We start from the raw sequence: 17,593 nt of genomic DNA on the forward strand, positions 1-17,593 counted from the left end.
GATGGACGGCGCGTACGCGCGCCGCGACGCGGAGCGGACGCGCTCCGAGGAGCGCACGCCCCCGGAGTCCGCCGACGGGGCGGTCGAGCCGTCGCCGCGCGAGGTGACGGCCGCGCTCGACGACGCGGACTGTCGCGCGATGCTCGCGGCGCTCGAGGACCCGAAGACGGCGCGCGAGCTCCGCGAGGAGTGCGACGTCCCCTCCTCGACCGCCTACCGGAAGCTCGACCGGCTGAGCGACGCCGGCCTCGTCACCGAGCGCGTGACGCTCGACGACGGCTACCAGCAGGTCACGCGCTACGTCCGCGCGTTCGACACCGTGCGCCTCAGCGCCGACGCGGACGGGTTCAGCGTCGACGTCGAGGTGCGCGAACAGGCCACCACCGACCGCCCGGTGGGACCGCACTCGCCCACCGACTCCTGAGCGCCCCAGTACGCGAACACGTTCGGGGGGACGGTGAACCCTCTGGCGTGCGTTCGCTGACGTATGCCCGACGTCCAGACGCTCGCCGACCTGACCGAGGAACCGCACGCCACCGTCTTCGCGGACGCGCCCCGGACCGTCCGGCTCTCGCTCGACGCCGGCGAGTCACTCCCCGAGCACGACCACCCCGGCGTGGACGTCCTGCTCGTCGGCCTCGAGGGCCACCTCACCGTCGAGCTCGACGGGGACCCCCACGACGTCCGCGACGGCGACGTCCTCCGCGTCGCGGGCGAGCACCGCATCGAACCGCGCGCCCGCGACGACAGCACCGCGCTCGTGGTCCTCGCCCCGCGGGAGGGCGACGATGCGTAGCTTCTTCGGCGGCGGGGGCGCCGACGAGGCCTTCGACGACCGGGGGTCGTTCGTCCCCGCGCACATCCCCGAGCCCGGGCCGTTCCTCGACGACGCCGAAGTGCTGACCGGGGACGACCACGTCGCCGTCCACGAGACGGCGCGCGAGTGCTTCGAGGAGCGCGGCGTCTACGACGTGACGTTCGGCTACAACCTCGCGCGCCTCAACCTCGACCAGCGCCACCCCGACGCGGGGTTCCGGTACGGCGTGGACGGCGACGACCTGCGCGCGGAGTTCACGCCGACGACCGAGTTCTGCCCGCAGAGCGACACCCTCACCGTCGGCGCGTTCCGCGCGTGGAACGGCCTCGAAGAGCGCCACGACTACGACCTCGTTCGCGTCCGCGTCGCGCCCAGCCACCAGCGCGCCGACGCCGTCAACGACCGCCTCGCCGCCCTCGAGGACGCGTACGTCGAGACGGGCGAACTCCCCGACGCCGAGACCCCGGACCCGAACGGGGGCGCGGGCGACGATTCACTCCCGTTCTGAGGCGCGCTGTCGAGAGCGTTATCGGGAGAGAGGTCCTACGTTGCCACAATTGCGACGGCGCTGAAGAAGGTGAACAGGACGACCAAGGCAAGTATGGCACTGACGACGGTCCGCCGGGGGTGCTCACGTCGATACTTCCCGGCAAGGCCGTAGGGGATACCCAGTCCGAGCGTCGCCGCGAGGAACATCGCGATGTTTCGGGCGAGCTCGACGGCGACACCCGGATAGCCGCCGGACGTTCCCATCGTCAATAGAAACCCGACGAAGGCTGTAACAGCGACACTCAACCCACCCCAGACGGCTAATAGGGCGACTTCCCACCACACGACCGGTTCCGCGAACCGAACATACGCGACGAGTGAGATCGCGAGCGGGAACACGAAAATCGTGAATAGCTCGAGGTTCCCACTCCGAAGCGGGGAACTGGGAACGTTCGCGACTACGAGAGCGAGTCCCAGGATGGTTAGTCCGACCAGTACTCCCGAAAGCGTCCGGGTATCGGCCGTTCGTGTGGAGGGCGCCATATCGGAACGTGTGCTTCGATATGGTAAATACCTTATGTGATTTAGAGTACTGGAACAATACATTCCCCATCCGAGTTCTCTAAGACCCCATTCTATTCACCAAATGTATTGTTCTAGTAACATATTTACAGGTCATGTCTGGGCTGGAGAAGTTGGCGGTGGCAGACTTGAAAATGCGTATTTCTATCCTCGCCGGTGCCTGTGTAGGGATTCTCCTCCTCTTCGTAATGCCCTTGTTGGTACCAAATCCGCCAGGGTATCTATTCCCGGTCTTCGTCGCTATTCCGTGTCTAGTCGCAATTTCCACATATGCATATTTGCCGTCTTCTGAGCAGTAGCCTACTTCGTCTCCGAGCAGTATCTACTTTCTACCGACGTGGCCAATACGTCTCCGTCGAGACTGATACTGGTGCGCGAACACTCACACGACCCACCTACGGCTGTTTCACCGACGGCGGCGTCGAAGCAGGAAGGGGTGCAGCAGAGCCGTCCGAGCGGGGACCACACGTCGCGCTCTCCTCACTCGACGCGCACGCGGACGACGTGCCCGCCACAGCCGCACTGCTCGACGTACTCGTAGTCGACGGCGTCGCCGAACGCCTCGTCGAGCGCGTCGTAGAGGTACGTCTCGGGGTGGCCCTGTGCGGCGTGCGTCACGAGGTTCACGTGGTAGCCCGAGGCGGTCTGCCGGACGGCGTCGCGGGCGTCGGCGAGGAGGCGCTCGCGGTCCGACTCGTACTCGGGGTGTTCGAGGTTCGCCGACCACGAGTTCCGATGCGTCTCGTCGGTGACGGCTTCGGCGTCGTGCGAGTGGCTCATGCGTGTCGTGGGAGGCACGCAGGAGAGAAGAGCGGCGTCCCGAACGGGTTCGGGACGGTCAGTCGTCGTCGGATTCGGCGCCGGCGCTCTCGCGGAAGATGCGCCGCGAGATGACCGTGCCGTCGGAGGAGGCGGCCGTCGGGTCGCGACGGACGAAGCGCTTCTTCAGGACGTCGTAGGAGAAGAGCCCGGTGCCGAGGATGAGGAGGACGTCACCGGGGAGGCGCGCCCAGAAGAGCGTCTGGATGATGTCGCGGCTGTAGAAGGCGACCGAGCGCGCGGCGTCGTAGTTCGCCGTGAAGACGGCTTCGAGCTGGAGGAAGCCGACGGGGACGTCGCCGATGAACACCATCCACGCGAGGCCGACGTTCCACAGCCAGAACGCGCGACGGAGGTTCGTGCCGTCCCACTTGCCGCGCTTCGTGGTGAACTGCAGGACGTAGACGGCGAGGCCGAGCGCTAAAAATCCGAACGCGCCGAACATCGACGCGTGGGCGTGCCCGACCGTGAGGAAGGTGCCGTGCTCGTAGTAGTTGACGAGCGGGAGGTTGATGAAGAAGCCGAGGACGCCCGCGCCGACGAAGTTCCACACCCCCGAGGCGACGATGAACATGAACGGGAGCGTGTAGGGGAAGGACTCGCCGGCGTCGCGCATCGCGCGGTACTCGCCGATGGCCTCGAAGAGGATGAAGACGAGCGGAATGAACTCGAGCGTGGAGAAGACGCTCCCGATGGGCACCCAGTAGTCGGGGAGGCCGATCCACCAGTAGTGGTGGGAGACGCCGATGACGCCCGCGCCCATCACGAGGAGGGCTTCGAGCATGACGGCCTTCTCGGCGCTCCGACGCGAGAGGAGGTTCATCGCGACGAGCGCGACGGCGACGACGGCGACGACGAAGAACTCGAAGGCGCCCTCGACCCACATGTGGACGACCCACCAGCGCCAGAACTCCGTGACGACCATCGTCGTCTGCGGCGTGTAGAACATGCTCGCCGTGAACAGCAGGCCGATGGAGCCCCCGGCGTAGATGATCATGTGCGCGAGGCCGAAGCGCGACTCCCGACTCAGGAGGGGCTTGAAGCCGCGCGCGACGAGCGCCGTCCAGAGCGCGAACCCGACGAGGAGGCCGACCTGCCAGAGGCGCCCGACCTCGAGGTACTCGAGGCCCTCGTTCCCGATGATCCACCAGAGCGCGCCCTCGATGTAGCCCTGCGAGCCGAGCCAGATGCCGACGAGGCCGCCGACCACGACGACGAACAGCGCGCCCAGCAGGACGTGGACGTAGCGCTTCTGGTTCGCGGGTTCGCGGCCGGTGAGCAGCGGCGGGAGGAAGAGCCCGATGCCGAGCCAGAGCGTCGCGATCCAGAGGATCGCGAGGTCGATGTGCCACGCCTTCGTGATGGCGAACGGGAGCGCCGAGAGCGCGTCGACGCCGAGCGCGCTCGCGAGCCCGTAGAAGCCGCCGCGCTCGATGTAGTAGTGCGCCATCAATCCCCCGAGCAGCGTCTGCGCGAGGAAGAGGACGGCGGCGACCGGGACGAAGCGCGCGGCCGCGAACTGACTCGGCGTGAGCGTGACGTCGGCGGGGTCGGGGACGTCGACGCCCTCGGCATCCGGTTCGGGGAGTTCGACGGCGCTGTAGAGCCAGATGCCGAGGCCGCCCCCGCCGACGAGGAGCACCATCGCGACGACGCTCCACGTCAGCGCGCTCACGGGCGCGTCGTTCCCGGCGCCGGGCGCGTACGGCCAGTCGTTCGTGTAGGAGTGCGCGGTTCCGGGGCGGTCGATGGCGGAGAACATCGCCGTCCAGACCGCGAAGTCCGCGAAGCGCCGGGCGTCCTCGGGCGTCGAGACGAAGCCGGCGGGGATGCCGGCCTCGCGCTCGCCGTCGTGGTACTGCTCGGCGTACGACTCGCGGACCTCACCGTAGGCGTACGCCTCGGCGGCGGTGAGTTCGAGCGTCGCGCCGAACTCGCCCTCGGAGAGCTGGCGTTCGACGACGTCGTTCACGGCGGCCTGCTCGGCCTCGTCGAGGGCGGCGTACGACGACGCGCCGTAGCGTTCGCGCGCGACGTACTCACGCATGTTCGTCGTGAGTCTGTCGAGCGCGTCCGCCGTGTAGTCCGCGCCGAAGTACGCGCCGTTCCCGAGGATAGAGCCGTGATTCATCAGGCTGTTCTGCTGGAAGACAGCCTTCCCGGCGACGATGTCGTCGTTCGTCGCGATGACGTCGCCGCCTGGACCGACGACCTCCGCGGGCCGCTGTGGCGACTGTTCGTACGCGAGGTACGCCCCCGCACCCATCACGATCAGGTTGAAGACGAACGCCACGACGAGGGCCTTCGCCAACGTCTCTCTGCGTATGAGCATCTCGTTCGGCGGTTCGTCGCCCCCGCACTACTTGGTGGCGTCGAACACGTTCGGGAGAAACGACACGCCCGACGTGTCCGTAGCACACGACGATGCCCCCGACGGAACGCGTCCTCGACGTCCGCGAGCACGACGGCGAACCGTTCGACACGATCACCGACGCGCTCGACGACCTCTCCGACGAGGACTCCCTCCGGCTCGTCAACACCTTCGAGCCGGTGCCGCTCTACGGCGTCCTCGAGTCGCGCGGGTTCACGCACGAGACGGAGCAGGTGGGCGAAGACGAGTGGCACGTGCATATCGAGCACGAGGGGTGAGCCGAACGCGTTCGGGAGAAGTGCTACCCCGGTGCCGGGCCGAGTACGAGGCGTATGAGTGAGACGACACTCGACGTCCGGGACGTGCCGCCGTCCGAGCGCCACCCGAAGATCCACGACGCCTTCGAGGAGCTGGACGCCGGCGACGTCCTGACCATCGTCAACGACCACGAGCCGAAACCGCTCTTCTACGAGTTCCAGGCGGAAGTCGAGGCCTTCGACGCCGACGGCTACGCCGTCGAGGAGCGCGGGCCGGGCAAGTTCGCCGCGCACTTCCCGAAGCAATAACGCCCCGCACCCAACCCATTCTTTTCGTCCGCGATACTGATGGGAAGCGCCGCGTCAGTGCTCCAGCACCGCGTCGAGGACCTTGCGCTGTGCCGCCGCGAGGTGCTCGGTGAACGTCGAGGCGCTGATGTCGAGCGCGTCCGCGACGTCGTTCGCGTTCGCGCCCTTCGGGTGCTCGAAGTACCCCAGCTCGTGCGCCGTCCGCAGCACCTCGCGCTGGCGCTCGGTCAGCCGGCTCCGGTCGACGAAGACGGGGTCGCTCGACTCGCCGCCCTCCGAGCGCACGAGCTTGCGGAGGCGCACGCCGCCGAACTCGTCGCGCAACTCCGCGACGACGTTCTGGACGGTGTCGAGCGACGCCGTGTGAAAGGAGAGCGAGAGCGTCCCCGCCGCCGCGCGCACGTCCACGACCGGGGTGCCGAACGACTCGACGCGGTCGCAGACACAGCCCCGGTCGCGCGCACGGCGGACGCGATAGACGTGGCCCGCGTCGTGCTCGGCGACCTCGGTCGCGTCCCCCGGTTCGGGGAGGGCGTGTTCGGCGGTGAACTCCTCGGCGATGCGGCCCTCGTCGTCCGTCACGGACGCGCGCGTCACGGACGAGATGGCGGTGGCGTCCGTGGAGGCGTCCGCGACCGGGCACGCGCCCGGATCGGCGACGTCGAGTTCGACCCAGAGTTCCGCGCTCATACGTGGGTCTTCTTCGTCGCCCCGAATGGACCCAGTCCCGAACGTGTTCGCCTCCGGGCGCTACGGGCGGACGGTGCGCGCGAGCCACGTCTCGGGGTTCTGCCGGCGCACCTCGAAGCGCTCCGGCGCGTCGCCGTCCGCGAGGTCGCCGAGGAACGCCCGGACGGGCGTCGGGTCGCGGTCGCTCGCGACGACGAACTCCTCGCCGGCCTCGAGAGCCCCGAACGCGTCCGCGACCGCGTCGCGGCGTTCGTCGGCCGGAACGCCGCGAAGGTCGACGCCGCTCTCGGGGAGGTCCACCGACCAGACCGCGTCGTAGCGCTCCTCGACGGCGGCCGCGAGGTCGGCGACGGGGTCCGGTATCGAGGTCGGCGTCGGCGTCTCCTGGAGCGCGGGCGTGAACGGGAGGCGCGCGAGCGCCGTCGTGTCGAGGCGCTCGGCGGGCGGGGTGTCGCCCGCGAAGAGGTCGTGGTCGTGGTCGCAGCGCTCGCAGGTGAACCCCGCCATGTTGACGGCCGTGCCGAGCACGGGCACGTCGTTCTCGCGGAGGAGTTCGACCGTCTTCTCGGTGTCCGAGAGCGCGGAGTGGAACGGCGTCGTGACGACGACGGCGCCGTCGAGCGACACCTCCTGCAGCGTCGTGAGCACCACGTCGCCCGTCCCCGGCGGGAGGTCGACGACGAGCGTGTCGGTGTTCGTCCACGCGGTATCCGCGAAGAGGTCGCTGACCGCGTCGTGCGCCATCGCGCCGCGCCACGCGAGCGGCGCGCCATCGGAGAGCAGGCCGACGCTCATCACCTCGAGGCCCTCGGAGCGGACGGGGCGCGGGGCGCCGTCCTCGGTGGCGTGAACTGGCCCGGAGACGTCGAGCAGCGCGGGGACGTTCGGCCCGTGGATGTCCGCGTCGAAGAGCGCGACATCGTCGCCGTTGGCGGCGAGCGCGCAGGCGAGCTGCGTCGCGACGGTCGACTTCCCGACGCCGCCCTTCGCGCTCGCGACGGCGATGACGCGCTCGAACGCGTCGGTCCCCGTCGCGTCCGGGTCGCTCGTCGGCGCCGCCCGGTGGACGGTGACCGAGTCGACGGCGGGGACGTCGCGGACGGCGCTATCGACGGCGGTCGTGACCTCCCTGATGGTCCCCGCGTCGAGCGTCGCGGCGTCGAGGCCGACGCTCGCGACGTCGCCGTCGAGCGTGGCGCGCTGGACGAGGCCGGCGTCGATGACGTCGACGTCGGCGTTCGGTTCGCGCACCTGCCGGAGTGCGGGTTCGAGGCGGTCGTCGACAGCGGTCGCGTCGTCGCGCGTGGTGTCGTCTGGGGTCATAGGTTCGGGCGTCGGTTGAGTCGGTCGTCGCTGGTCGTGTCGTCGGTGTCGCGCTCGCTCGACTGGACGAACTGCCGGCGGAACCGGCCGGCGTCGACGTCGAGCGCGTTCGCGGCGGTCTTCGCGACGACGCCGACGTCGTCGTGGGCGAGGTCCTCGAGCGCCTCGGTGGCGCGCTCGTCGTCGATGCCGCCGAGGAGGTGGGCGACCCACTCGCGGACGCGCTCGCTCTCGTCGTCGACGGCGTCGAGGAGCGCGGGGAGCGCGGCCTCGCCGCGGAGCTTGAACAGCGAGACGAGCGCGTTGCGCCGGACGGCGTGGTGGGGGTCGTCGAGCGCGGCCTCGAGGCGCTCCGCGTTCGCCGCGCGGTCCACGTGGTCGAGCGCGACGAGCGCTTCGGCGCGGACCCACGGGTCGTCGTCGGCGGCCGCGTCCCGCGCGACGGCGTGCGCCGTCTCGCCGCCGAGTTCGCCGAGCGCTTCGACGGCGAACTGCCGGACGTCGGCGTCCGAGTCGTCGCGGGCGGCGTCGGCCAGCGCCGCGACCGCAGCAGCATCAAACGACCGCTCGGCGAGCGCGAGCGCGGCGCGACGCCGCTCCGTCTTCGCGCCCTCGCGGAGGTCCGCGACGAGGCCGTCGTGGCCGGCGTCGGCGACCGGGTCAGTGTCGGCGGCCGTGAGCTCCCCGGGGTCGGCCGTGCCGATGGTGACGTCGTCGCGGCTCACCTCGATGTCCTCGAGCGCCTCGATCTCGGTGTCGAGGCCGGGGCTCCGCTCGGGGTCGAGTTGCGGGTCGGCGGGGCCGTCCGGGTTCGGGTCGGCGAGGCCGGCGTCGTGCTCGTGGTCGCGGCCGCCGCAGCCACAGTCGCCGCCGCAGTCGTCGCTCACGCCGCCTCACCTCCGAGGAGGAGGGCGACCCCGAGCGCGGCGGCGAGCGCGCGCGACACCGTCACGGGGACGGCGGCGACACAGAGCAGGAGCGCGCCGCACGCGGGGACGAGCGCGCGACGGCGGGCGGTGGCGACGGTCGCCGCCGCGAGGGCGCCGAGACCCGCCGAGAGCGTGCCGAGGGAGGCGCCGACCGCGCCGACGCCGACGAGCGCGATTGCGCCGGCGACGTAGGGCATGCTCGCGCCGGCGGCGTGAACGACGCCCGCGAGCGCGATGCCGAGCGCCCAGTCGAGCGCGCGGGCGTCCGCCGCGAGGCCGGCCGCGACCGCCGCCGCGAGCGTGAGGAGCGTCCCGACCTGTCGGCCGGCGGGCGACGCGACGCCGACGCTCGCGGCGAGCGCGACGATGAGCGCGGCGACGGCGAGGGCCGCGAGGAGCGGGCGACCGAGGAGCGGGACGACGCGCGTCGGGCGAGCGCGAGCGAGGCGGCGCCACGCGACGACGGCGCCGGAGAGCACGACGCCGGCGGCCGCCGGAGCGTACGCGGCGTCCGCGACGAGCGCGAGCGGCGCGAACACCGCGAGGCCGAGGAGGGCGACGCGCTCGACGCGGTCCGTCGTCGCGAGCGCGAACCCGAGCGCGGCGAGCGCGGGGCCGAGCGTGCCGACGACGACGGCCGCCTCGTGGCCGCCGGCGAGCGACGCGAGCGGCGACCCGGGGACGTTGCGCGCGACGCGGAGCGCGAACGGGACGGCGGCCGCGAGGAGCGCGACGACCGCGAGCGCGGGCCGCCACGCCTCGTGCGTGCCGTCCGCCCGCTCCAGCGCGGCGGCGAACCGCGTGGGCACGGCGGCGCGACTCACGGGACCTCACCCCGCTCGCGGCGCTCGCCCAGGTCGGCGGCGTCGGCGGCGACGAGCGCGTCGAGGAAGCGCCCGAGCGTCCCGTAGACGCCGGTGTCGTACTCCGCGTCGAGCGCGTCCGCGACCCCTTCGGCGAGGACGCCGAGGTGGCGGTCGAGGAAGTCGAGGCGGGCGCCCGCCGCGCCCTCGTCGGGGTCGAGCGCCGCGCGTCGCGCGAGGTAGCCCGCGAACGCGAGTTCGAGGCGGAGGTTGTCGTGGTTGTCACGCGCGTCCTCGTCGACGGAGAGCCCGTAGTAGTCGTAGGCGCGCGCGAGGTCGACGTTCACGTCGCCCCACGAGACGTCCGAGCGGTACTCGACCTCGTAGAGGGGGACGGGCGGGCCGCTCGTGGCGAGCGAGCCGTCCGTGCGGTCCTCGTACTCGGCGAACCCGACCGCGAAGAGGTCGTTGTAGCGCGCGGCGAGCGCCTCGTACTCCTCGTCCGTCGTGAGCTCGGGGACGTCGACGTCGAGCGCCGTCCGGTCGAGGAGGCGGCGACACGTCACCTCGAACGTCCCGTCGCGGAGGTCGCGGTGGAGGGGTTCGTCCGGGTGCTCGAACGCCCGCGCGAGCAGGCGGTAGAGCTCGCCGCGCGCGGCGGCGTCCGCGTCGAGGTCGGCGGGGTCGATACGGTCGGCTGCGTCCGTCGTGGTGGTGGCGTCGGTGGATGTCATCGGTCTCAGTTTCCTCCGTCGTCGTCTCTGGCTCGCCGGACGCCCTCGACCGTCATTGCGACGACGAGGACGACCGCGAGACCCGCGACTCCCCAGAGGATGGTCTCGTAGGGCGGGCCGCCGTCGTCGGGCGCGAACGGCAGGTAGTACCACTCGCTGACGGCCTTGTGGCCGCCGCGCTCCATGTTCGCGCCGTCCCAGGTGGCGAACGCGACGTTCAGGTCGTTCTCGAGCGCGACGTCGGTCCGGTTCGGGCTACTCGCGTGCAGGTCGCGGTGGAAGACGACCGCCCAGTGGCCGTCCTCGTGGGTGGCGTTCGCCGCGACCGTCGCGTTCGCGAAGCGCGTCGTCGTTCCGGGGCCGCCCGCGAGCAGTTCGTCCGTCTCTCCGGTCGCGCTCCACACCCAGACGTTCACGGGCGTGCCCGTCGACCCCATCGAGATGGGCGGGCGGGCGCTCGCGTTCACCGGGAGTTCGATTGCGGCCTTGTCGGGGAACTGCTGCGGGCCGGCGGCCGAGCGGTTCGCCGTCGGGTCCGCCCACTCGAGGCGGACGTAGAGCTCGCTCTCGGTGCGGACGACGCGGACGTTCGCGCGCTCGGCGGTGACGTCGGAGGCGTTCGGCGCGCCGCTCGGCGCGCTCGCCAGCGGCACCTCGACGCTGGAGGTGTTCAGCCACGCGTCCGCCCCGGGGTCGGCGAAGCGCGCGCCGTCGTCGACCTCGCGCACCGGAATCTCGTAGGCGGGGCGGCCCGCGACGACCGCCGGCCCGACCGCCATCGCGACGAGCAGGACGGCGGCGAGCACCGCGAACGCCCGGCGGCGGCGTTCAGTCGGCACGGCCCTCCCCCTCCTCGAAGACGTCGAGGCGGTACTGTCGCGCCGGGTTCTGGTCCTGGAGGATCTCCATGAGCTCGCTCTCCCCGCCGTTCTCGACGCGCGTGCGGTGGCGCTCGATGGTGTCGAGGGCGTCGTGGACCTGCTCGCCGAAGAGGTCCTCGAGGTAGTTGCGCGGGATGCGCTCGACGTCTATCGTCTCGCCGTCCTCGGAGTGCTGGGGCGGCGCGAACGGCGGGATGTAGTAGACGTTCGGCTGCGTCCGGAACTCCGGATGGAGGCGGAGCGCGACGCCGTACTCCTCGACGAGCTTGTAGATGGGTCCCTTCGGGTCGTCGAGGAAGCCGACGAGGCGGAGCTGGGTCGGGCACTGCTCCGCGCACGCCGGCGCGTGCGTCTCGCCGTCCGGCCCCTCGCCCTCGACGCGCGGGTAGCAGAAGAGGCACTTCTCCGACTTCTTCCGCTGGGCGTTGTAGTAGATCTTCTTGTACGGACAGCCCTCGACGCAGTAGCGATAGCCCCGACAGCGGTCCTGGTCGACGAGGACGATGCCGTCCTCGGCGCGCTTGTACACCGCGCTGCGCGGGCACGCCTCCACGCAGGAGGGATGCGTGCAGTGGTTGCAGATGCGCGGGAGGTAGAAGTGATAGGAGTTCGGGTACTCGCCGGCGCCCTGGTCCTCCTCCCAGTTCGGCCCCCACTGCGGGTCAGAGTCGGGTTCGACGTGCTCGCTCTCCCCGGTGAAGAGCGTGCTCTCGTAGTCGAACTCCCACGGCTCGCCGTAGTCCTCGCCGTCGGGGATCTCCCCGACCTGCCGGTCGGTGTGGTCGTCGGACTGCCAGCCGCCGCCGAGTTCCTCCCAGCCGCGCGGGTAACCCTCGCCGGGCTTCGTCTCGACGTTGTTCCAGTACATGTACTCGCGGCCGCCGGAGTCCGTCCAGAGGTTCTTGCAGGCGATGGTGCAGGTCTGACAGCCGACGCACTTGTTCAGGTCCATCACCATCGCGACCTGGTGGTCGATGCCGTCCGCGATGTCGACGCCGTCGGGCGTCTCCGAGGCCTCCTCGGCGCTCACTGGCCCTCACCTCCCTTCTTTCGGACGTCGATGCGGACGTCGCTGTTCACGCCCGTCGGTCCCCAGTAGTTCGGGGAGAAGGAGAGGTGTTCGCCCGAGTCCGCCGGATACTGGATGAGTTGGGTGGGCTTCATGTACATCGGAACGAGCGCGTTGAAGTTCTGGTGGTCGGGGAACTGGTACATCTCCCACGCGTGGTACATCGTCGCCGACCCCTCCGGGCTCGCCGGGTAGATCTTCGCGACGGCCTCGACCTCCGCGAGGTCGTTGAAGAGGACGACGTCGTCGCCGTCCTCGATGCCGCGCTCCTCGGCGTCGCTCGGGTTGAGGTAGACGACGGGTTCGCCCCGGTTGAGCCGGAGCATCTGCGGGTGGTCGCGCCACGTCGAGTGGATCGACCACCGGCCGTGGGGCGTGTTGTACTGGAGCGGGTAGTCGTCCTGCATCGTCTCCGGGGACTTGTGCGTCGGGAGCTCCTCGCCGAGGTCGAGGAACCAGTCGTGGTCGATGTAGTACTGCTGGCGCCCGGAGAACGTCGGCCACGGCTCCTTGTCCTGCACGAAGTCCTGCCACGGCGCGTACGCCTCGCCCTCCTCGAGGTCGGACGTCCAGTGGCCGCCCGCCGCCTCGAAGCGCTGGGGCTGCTCGACGATGTCGTCCACCGTGACGTGGTTCTCGCTCTCCTCGGGGTTCGTCTCCTCGGAGTGCTCGAGGACGAAGTCCACGGCCGCGCGGTCCTCGGCGAGCGCGCCGGGCTCGCCGCTGATCCAGTCCCGGACGTAGTCGTCGTGGACGGACTGGAGGTCGATCTCGCGGTCGAACTCGCGGTCGTCGATGGGCTCGACGCCGCGCTCGGTGGCGACCTCCTGTATCTTCGCGGCGAGCTCGCGGAAGATCTGCCAGTCCGTCTTCGCCTCGCCGAGCGGCTCGATGGCGGGCGTGAACGGATGCACGTAGGAGTGCATGTCCGTCATCGAGAGGTCGTACTTCTCGTAGTGGCTCGCCGCCGGGAGGACGATGTCCGAGTAGAGCGCCGTCGAGTCCATGCGGAAGTTGATGTCGACGACGAGGTCGAGCTTCGGCCAGAGCGTCTCCTCGACGGCGACGTTCCCCTTGGACTGGTTGAAGTAGTTCCCCCGCCAGACGAACATCGTCGAGGGGTCGGGACGCGTGCCGTCCGGGCGCTCGGCGGGGTACATCGGCATCCAGTCCTTCTCGAGGGCCTCCTCGACGCGCGCGACCGTCTCCGGGTCGGCGTTGTCGAGGACGCCGGCGTGGTAGTACGTCCAGAGCGTCGTCGGGACGCCGCGAACGTCGCCGGTGGGGAAGGAGAGGCTCTTCCAGCCGTGCGTCGTCCAGATCTTCTCCTGGCCGACGTAGTGGTCGAAGCCCGTGCCGTTCTCACCGATGTTCCCGGTGAGCGTGCAGAGGAGCTGGATGGCGCGGTTCCCGAGATCGTTGTGGTACCAGTCGTTGACGCCCTTGCCGTGGATGATCTTCGCCTTCTCGGCGTCCGCGAACTCGCGGGCGATGCGCTGGAGCGTCTCCGCGCCGACGCGCGTCTCCTCGTGGACGGCCTCGGGGGTGTACTCGGCGAGGCGGTCGGTGAGCTTGTTCCACACCGTCGTCACGGGGATGCCCTCGACGCTGAACTCGGCGTCGAGGCGGGGGTCGAAGTCGAGCGTGATGCTCGAGTCGGCGTCGTACTTGCCGTCGCGGTCGCCGAGCGACCCGGGCGCGACCCGGACGTTCCCCCGCTGGTCGCACATGAGGAGCGTCTTGTCGTTCCCCATCCCGACGTCGCTCGCGCGGAGGTACTTCCCGGTGTCCTCGCGGACGAGCAGCGGCATGTCGGACTGCTCCTTCAGGTGCGCCTCGTCGTAGCGGCCCTCGGAGACGATGGTGTGTGCCATCCCGAGCGCGAGCGCGGCGTCCGTCCCGGACTTCGGGCTGAGCCACTCGTCGGTGTGGATGGCGGTCTGGGAGTAGTCCGTGAAGATCCCGACGCGCTTCGTGCCGTCGTAGCCGGCGTCGAGGAAGTACTTCGCGTCCGGGATGCGCGTGACGTTCACGTTCGACCCCCACGCGATGAGGTAGTCGGCGTTGTACCAGTCGGCGGCCTCCGCGTTGTCCGTCTGGTGGCCGTACGTGAGCGGCTCTCCCGGCGGCAGGTCCGAGTACCAGTCGTAGAAGGAGTGACTGACGCCGCCGAGGAGGTTGACGAGCCGACTCCCCGAGGCGAAGGAGACCGGGCTCATCGCCGGGATGGGCGTGAAGCCGCTGATGCAGTCGTAGCGCCCGGCCTCGACCTCGTCGACGACGTGCTCGGCGATCTCCGTGAGCGCCTCGTCCCACGTGATGCGCTTCCACTTCCCCTCGCCGCGCGCGCCGGTGCGCTTCAGGGGGTACTTGATGCGCTGCTCGGCGTTCACGTAGTCCGAGTAGCACGCGCCCTTGTTGCACCCGCGCGGGTTCGGGTCCGGGAGGTCCTCGTCGAACGTCGGGTAGTCGGCGGCCTGCTCCTCGCGCCAGACCTGCCCGTTCTTCACGTAGACGTCCCACGAGCAACTGCCCGTGCAGTTGACGCTGTGCGTCGAGCGCGAGATCGAGTCCCAGTCCCACTTCTCGCGGTAGAAGTCCTCCCAGTCCCGATAGGGGTAGTCCCCGATGGGGTCGGAGACGACTTCGAGGCCTGTCAGGCCCTCCTCGCGGGCGGCGGAGAGGCCGCTGATGCCGAGCGCGGCGGCCGTCCCCGCGCCGGTGAGGAAGCTCCGTCGCGAGAGGCCGCCGCCGTCGTCGGTCGTGTCACGATCCGTCCGTGGTGCGTCGTTGGTCTCACTCATTGTCGTATCAGTCGTCGGCAGGTCGCTGGTCGACGGTTCGGTCGGCGGGGTCGTCGCCGCGGAGCGCGTAGTAGGTCGCGAGCGCGCCCGCGGTCGGCCAGACGAAGATGGCGATGGTCAGCGCGGTGTTGACGGGGCCGGTGCCAACCCCGAGCAGGTTCGCGAGCAGGTTGTTCATCCCCGCGATGGAGGCGATCATGACCATGAGGACGCCCGCGACGCCGACCGCCGTCGCAATCGGGCGCGCGAGCGGGTCCGCAGTGAAGTGGACGCTCCGCTCCTGGGGCCGGACGAACGGCCACGCGAACACCGCGAGGAACACCAGCCCCGAGAGGCCGACGCCGGCGAGGAACTCCGGGGAGAAGTGGAAGCCGGCGACGCTGAAGTTCAGCCACGTCGGCCAGAGCTTCAGGAAGCCGTAGACCCACATGAGGAACCAGTCCGGCATGATGACCGCCGGGGTGCTCGCGGGGTCGTACGGGCCGTACTCGGCGACGTTGTGCACGGGGAGGAACCCCGCGAGGAGCGACGTCGTCGCGACGGTGAGGAAGAAGACGACCGCGCTCACCGCCGTCTGGTTCGGAACGGCCGGGAGGCCGATGACGACGTCGCCGTCGTCGCGCTCGACCGTCCCGCGACTCGTCTCGACGTCGTCCTCGCGCGCCGCCTCCGTGTGCTTCTGGTGGACGAGTATCGCCATGTGGAGCGCGATGAAGCCCGCGATGAGCAGCGGGACGACGAAGACGTGCAGGAAGTAGAGGCGCGGAATCGAGGTGTTCGTCGGGTAGTCCCCGCCGAAGACGAGTTGCGCGAGGAAGTCCCCGATGAGCGGGATGGAGCTCGCGAGGTTGAACCCGATGGACGTCGCGGTGGTCGCGAACTCGTCGAAGGGGAGCGAGTAGCCCGTGTAGGCGGCGAGCATCGCGAGCGCCGCGAGCACGACGCCGACCGCCCAGTTCGCCTCCCGTGGCTTCCGGTACGCGCCTGTGAAGAAGACGCGGAGCATGTGGAGCGCGATGGAGGCGACGAAGATGTGGGCGGCCCAGTGGTGGAAGCGCCGCACGAACATCCCGAACGGGACGTCGTAGGTGAGCTGGAGGACGGATGCGAACGCCGCCGGGAGCGTCTGGCCCTGGTAGCGGACGACGCTTCCGTGGTAGGTGACGGACTCGATGGACGGGATGTAGAAGAGCCCGAGATACGTCCCCGTGAGGACGAGGACGACGAAGCTGAAGAGCGCGACCTCGCCGAGGAGGAAGGAGTCCTCCGCCGGGAACGACTTGCCGAGGTAGGGCTCGAACACCTCCGTCTCGAAGCGCTCGCCGACCCACGCGGTGAGGCGGCCCATCGTCACCCACCTCCCGCGCCGACCGGCGCCTCGAAGTCGCCGATGGCGATGAGTTCGCCGCTCTCCGTCTGCGTGATGGGGAGCTGGGGGAGCGGGCGCGGCGGCGGCCCGCCGACGACGGCCGCCCCCTGCGTCGGGTCGTACTTCCCGAAGTGACAGGGGCAGACGAGCGTCGCCTCGCCCTCGCCGCCGACCATACAGCCGGCGTGCGTGCAGACCTTCGAGTAGGCGGCGTAGCCCTCGACGACGGAGTCCATCCGCGTCTCGCCGCCGTACTCGCTCTCCTCGTAGCGCACGAGCACCGTCGGCGCCTTCGCGATTCCCGGGTGCGTCGCGGGGTAGACCGTCATCCCCTCGCCGTAGTCGAGCGTCTCGGTCGTCACGCGGTTCCCGTCGCCGTCGACGAGGTGGACGCCCTCCGAGTAGATCGGCCCCGTGTACTCCTGCTCGAAGACCTTCGTGAGGCTCGCGACCGGCGCCGCGAGACTCCCGACGGCCGTGAGGCCGCCGACGGTCGCGAGCGCTTGGGCGTAGCGCCGGCGCGGGAGCGAGCGCCACGCCGCCGTGAAGATGCTCGGCGACACGCTCTCGCCCCCGTCGTCGTGCGGGCACGACTCGCAGGCGTCCGATTCGTCGTGGTCGTGATCGTGGTCTGATCGGGTCATGCGCGATGGCTCCGTTCTTCCGCGACCTCGACGTGCGGCATGAACCACGCGTAGTAGGCAATCGTCGACCCCGCGAGCGAGAGGAACAGCCCCGCGAGGTAGACGCCGAAGAACTGCGTTCGCGCGAGCGTGAGGTACTCGCTCGTGAACAGCGCCGCGAAGACTATCGCGAGGACGGTCAGCCCGCCCATCGCGACGAGTCCGGTGACGTCCTCGCTGGGCGCGTGGTACGCCGCGATCCATCGGTTCTCCGTCTCGATCCACGGGAACGTCGTCCCCTCGTCCGGCGGCGTCGACGCCTCGCCGTCGGCCGGCCGGACGAGGCGGTCCATGAACCGGTGGGTGGCGACGAGCGCGGCGACCAACCCGAACAGCGCGAGCCAGACGACGACGCCGACCTCGCTCGGCATGAGCTCGTTCGGCGTCGCGACGAACCCCGAGAGGGGGCGGATGCGGGATACGGACTGGTCGATGGCGATTTCCTCGACGTGGCCGTAGTCGTTGAGCGCGACCACCCACATCGGGACGAGGACCGAGGCGACGAACCCCGATACGATCCCGAGCCGTGTCTTTCGTCTCATATATTGCTATCGTTCATCTGCTTCAGTCGCGTCTCGACACACGAGGAAGTCGGCACGAAACAGGAATAGAGGAGTGCCCCGTATGCGGTGGTGTTTTAAGTACCGGGGTGGGTGGATCCGGC

At 70.1% G+C, this 17,593-nt stretch carries 19 protein-coding genes; 5 read left to right on the forward strand and 14 right to left on the reverse strand.

Annotated elements, in window-relative coordinates; genetic code table 11:
• Window position 1 precedes the first annotated feature (1 nt).
• The 3 genes from EFA46_RS13575 (at window position 2) to EFA46_RS13585 (ending at window position 1,325) form a co-directional block, all read left to right on the forward strand.
• Window positions 2-424 (forward strand): helix-turn-helix domain-containing protein, encoded by a 423-nt coding sequence (locus EFA46_RS13575; RefSeq protein ID WP_123079200.1) that lies wholly within the window; start codon window positions 2-4, stop codon window positions 422-424.
• 63 nt (window positions 425-487) lie between these two features.
• On the forward strand, window positions 488-796 hold the full coding sequence (locus EFA46_RS13580) for a cupin domain-containing protein (RefSeq protein ID WP_123079202.1): 309 nt from the start codon (window positions 488-490) through the stop codon (window positions 794-796).
• Window positions 789-1,325 carry a hypothetical protein gene (locus EFA46_RS13585; protein WP_123079204.1) on the forward strand — a complete coding sequence of 179 codons (537 nt, stop codon included), beginning with the start codon at window positions 789-791 and terminating at the stop codon, window positions 1,323-1,325. Before EFA46_RS13580 ends, EFA46_RS13585 begins: the two co-directional genes overlap by 8 nt.
• Before the next feature lie 35 nt (window positions 1,326-1,360).
• Here the strand turns inward: EFA46_RS13585 and EFA46_RS13590 are convergent, their stop codons facing one another.
• The 3 genes from EFA46_RS13590 to EFA46_RS13600 form a co-directional block, all read right to left on the reverse strand.
• Complete coding sequence (locus EFA46_RS13590; RefSeq protein WP_255494141.1) at window positions 1,361-1,849, reverse strand: hypothetical protein; 489 nt, start codon at window positions 1,847-1,849, stop codon at window positions 1,361-1,363.
• Window positions 1,850-2,368: 519 nt separating this feature from the next.
• Entirely contained in the window at window positions 2,369-2,668 is a 300-nt protein-coding gene (locus tag EFA46_RS13595; RefSeq protein ID WP_123079206.1) for a CGCGG family rSAM-modified RiPP protein, read from the reverse strand.
• 58 nt (window positions 2,669-2,726) lie between these two features.
• On the reverse strand, window positions 2,727-5,039 hold the full coding sequence (locus EFA46_RS13600; protein ID WP_123079208.1) for a nitric-oxide reductase large subunit: 2,313 nt from the start codon (window positions 5,037-5,039) through the stop codon (window positions 2,727-2,729).
• 92 nt (window positions 5,040-5,131) lie between these two features.
• On the opposite strand from EFA46_RS13600, the gene EFA46_RS13605 reads away from it, so the two are divergent.
• Window positions 5,132-5,356: a DUF2249 domain-containing protein gene (locus EFA46_RS13605; RefSeq protein ID WP_123079210.1), complete on the forward strand. Its 225-nt coding sequence runs from the start codon at window positions 5,132-5,134 to the stop codon at window positions 5,354-5,356.
• Window positions 5,357-5,410: 54 nt separating this feature from the next.
• Complete coding sequence (locus tag EFA46_RS13610) at window positions 5,411-5,644, forward strand: DUF2249 domain-containing protein (protein ID WP_123079212.1); 234 nt, start codon at window positions 5,411-5,413, stop codon at window positions 5,642-5,644.
• A gap of 54 nt (window positions 5,645-5,698) precedes the next feature.
• On the opposite strand, the gene EFA46_RS13615 is transcribed toward EFA46_RS13610, so the two are convergent.
• From EFA46_RS13615 to EFA46_RS13665, 11 genes are read right to left on the reverse strand one after another with little or no spacing between them, the layout of a single operon-like run.
• Window positions 5,699-6,334 (reverse strand): helix-turn-helix domain-containing protein, encoded by a 636-nt coding sequence (locus EFA46_RS13615; protein ID WP_123079214.1) that lies wholly within the window; start codon window positions 6,332-6,334, stop codon window positions 5,699-5,701.
• Between the two features lie 60 nt (window positions 6,335-6,394).
• Window positions 6,395-7,657, reverse strand: a complete 1,263-nt coding sequence (locus tag EFA46_RS13620) for a P-loop NTPase (protein WP_123079216.1) — start codon at window positions 7,655-7,657, stop codon at window positions 6,395-6,397.
• Window positions 7,654-8,544 (reverse strand): HEAT repeat domain-containing protein, encoded by an 891-nt coding sequence (locus EFA46_RS13625; RefSeq protein ID WP_123079218.1) that lies wholly within the window; start codon window positions 8,542-8,544, stop codon window positions 7,654-7,656. The genes EFA46_RS13620 and EFA46_RS13625 overlap by 4 nt, the downstream gene beginning before the upstream one ends.
• Window positions 8,541-9,395: a hypothetical protein gene (locus EFA46_RS13630; RefSeq protein WP_148040740.1), complete on the reverse strand. Its 855-nt coding sequence runs from the start codon at window positions 9,393-9,395 to the stop codon at window positions 8,541-8,543. The genes EFA46_RS13625 and EFA46_RS13630 overlap by 4 nt, the downstream gene beginning before the upstream one ends.
• Window positions 9,396-9,406: 11 nt before the next feature.
• Window positions 9,407-10,123: a molecular chaperone TorD family protein gene (locus tag EFA46_RS13635; RefSeq protein ID WP_123079222.1), complete on the reverse strand. Its 717-nt coding sequence runs from the start codon at window positions 10,121-10,123 to the stop codon at window positions 9,407-9,409.
• A 5-nt stretch (window positions 10,124-10,128) separates the two neighbouring features.
• Window positions 10,129-10,902, reverse strand: a complete 774-nt coding sequence (locus tag EFA46_RS13640; RefSeq protein ID WP_123079327.1) for an ethylbenzene dehydrogenase-related protein — start codon at window positions 10,900-10,902, stop codon at window positions 10,129-10,131.
• Window positions 10,903-10,951: 49 nt separating this feature from the next.
• A complete protein-coding gene (locus tag EFA46_RS13645; protein ID WP_176969901.1) occupies window positions 10,952-12,034 on the reverse strand; it encodes a 4Fe-4S dicluster domain-containing protein in 1,083 nt (360 codons plus the stop codon).
• Window positions 12,031-14,877, reverse strand: a complete 2,847-nt coding sequence (locus EFA46_RS13650) for a molybdopterin-dependent oxidoreductase (protein ID WP_123079224.1) — start codon at window positions 14,875-14,877, stop codon at window positions 12,031-12,033. The genes EFA46_RS13645 and EFA46_RS13650 overlap by 4 nt, the downstream gene beginning before the upstream one ends.
• A gap of 7 nt (window positions 14,878-14,884) precedes the next feature.
• Window positions 14,885-16,225 carry a cytochrome bc complex cytochrome b subunit gene (locus tag EFA46_RS13655; protein WP_123079226.1) on the reverse strand — a complete coding sequence of 447 codons (1,341 nt, stop codon included), beginning with the start codon at window positions 16,223-16,225 and terminating at the stop codon, window positions 14,885-14,887.
• Window positions 16,226-16,227: 2 nt separating this feature from the next.
• The gene (locus EFA46_RS13660; RefSeq protein WP_123079228.1) at window positions 16,228-16,890 is read right to left on the reverse strand and encodes a ubiquinol-cytochrome c reductase iron-sulfur subunit; all 663 of its coding nucleotides are present in this window, start codon (window positions 16,888-16,890) and stop codon (window positions 16,228-16,230) included.
• Window positions 16,887-17,471, reverse strand: coding sequence for a hypothetical protein (locus EFA46_RS13665; RefSeq protein WP_123079230.1), 585 nt, complete (start codon window positions 17,469-17,471; stop codon window positions 16,887-16,889). The genes EFA46_RS13660 and EFA46_RS13665 overlap by 4 nt, the downstream gene beginning before the upstream one ends.
• Between the last annotated feature and the right edge of the window lie 122 nt (window positions 17,472-17,593).

Origin of the sequence: Halarchaeum sp. CBA1220, assembly GCF_003721175.2 — an archaeon.
GTDB classification, from domain to species: Archaea; Halobacteriota; Halobacteria; order Halobacteriales; family Halobacteriaceae; genus Halarchaeum; species Halarchaeum grantii.

Excerpts from the sequence above, each read along its gene's own strand:
- EFA46_RS13650 (WP_123079224.1), bottom strand. The coding sequence starts at position 14,877 with ATGAGTGAGACCAACGACGCACCACGGACGGATCGTGACACGACCGAC.
- EFA46_RS13595 (WP_123079206.1), bottom strand. The coding sequence starts at position 2,668 with ATGAGCCACTCGCACGACGCCGAAGCCGTCACCGACGAGACGCATCGG.
- EFA46_RS13610 (WP_123079212.1), top strand. The coding sequence starts at position 5,411 with ATGAGTGAGACGACACTCGACGTCCGGGACGTGCCGCCGTCCGAGCGC.
- EFA46_RS13600 (WP_123079208.1), bottom strand. The coding sequence starts at position 5,039 with ATGCTCATACGCAGAGAGACGTTGGCGAAGGCCCTCGTCGTGGCGTTC.
- EFA46_RS13575 (WP_123079200.1), top strand. The coding sequence starts at position 2 with ATGGACGGCGCGTACGCGCGCCGCGACGCGGAGCGGACGCGCTCCGAG.
- EFA46_RS13640 (WP_123079327.1), bottom strand. The coding sequence starts at position 10,902 with ATGGCGGTCGGGCCGGCGGTCGTCGCGGGCCGCCCCGCCTACGAGATT.
- EFA46_RS13660 (WP_123079228.1), bottom strand. The coding sequence starts at position 16,890 with ATGACCCGATCAGACCACGATCACGACCACGACGAATCGGACGCCTGC.
- EFA46_RS13620 (WP_123079216.1), bottom strand. The coding sequence starts at position 7,657 with ATGACCCCAGACGACACCACGCGCGACGACGCGACCGCTGTCGACGAC.
- EFA46_RS13665 (WP_123079230.1), bottom strand. The coding sequence starts at position 17,471 with ATGAGACGAAAGACACGGCTCGGGATCGTATCGGGGTTCGTCGCCTCG.
- EFA46_RS13585 (WP_123079204.1), top strand. The coding sequence starts at position 789 with ATGCGTAGCTTCTTCGGCGGCGGGGGCGCCGACGAGGCCTTCGACGAC.
- EFA46_RS13615 (WP_123079214.1), bottom strand. The coding sequence starts at position 6,334 with ATGAGCGCGGAACTCTGGGTCGAACTCGACGTCGCCGATCCGGGCGCG.
- EFA46_RS13590 (WP_255494141.1), bottom strand. The coding sequence starts at position 1,849 with ATGGCGCCCTCCACACGAACGGCCGATACCCGGACGCTTTCGGGAGTA.
- EFA46_RS13635 (WP_123079222.1), bottom strand. The coding sequence starts at position 10,123 with ATGACATCCACCGACGCCACCACCACGACGGACGCAGCCGACCGTATC.
- EFA46_RS13655 (WP_123079226.1), bottom strand. The coding sequence starts at position 16,225 with ATGGGCCGCCTCACCGCGTGGGTCGGCGAGCGCTTCGAGACGGAGGTG.
- EFA46_RS13580 (WP_123079202.1), top strand. The coding sequence starts at position 488 with ATGCCCGACGTCCAGACGCTCGCCGACCTGACCGAGGAACCGCACGCC.
- EFA46_RS13605 (WP_123079210.1), top strand. The coding sequence starts at position 5,132 with ATGCCCCCGACGGAACGCGTCCTCGACGTCCGCGAGCACGACGGCGAA.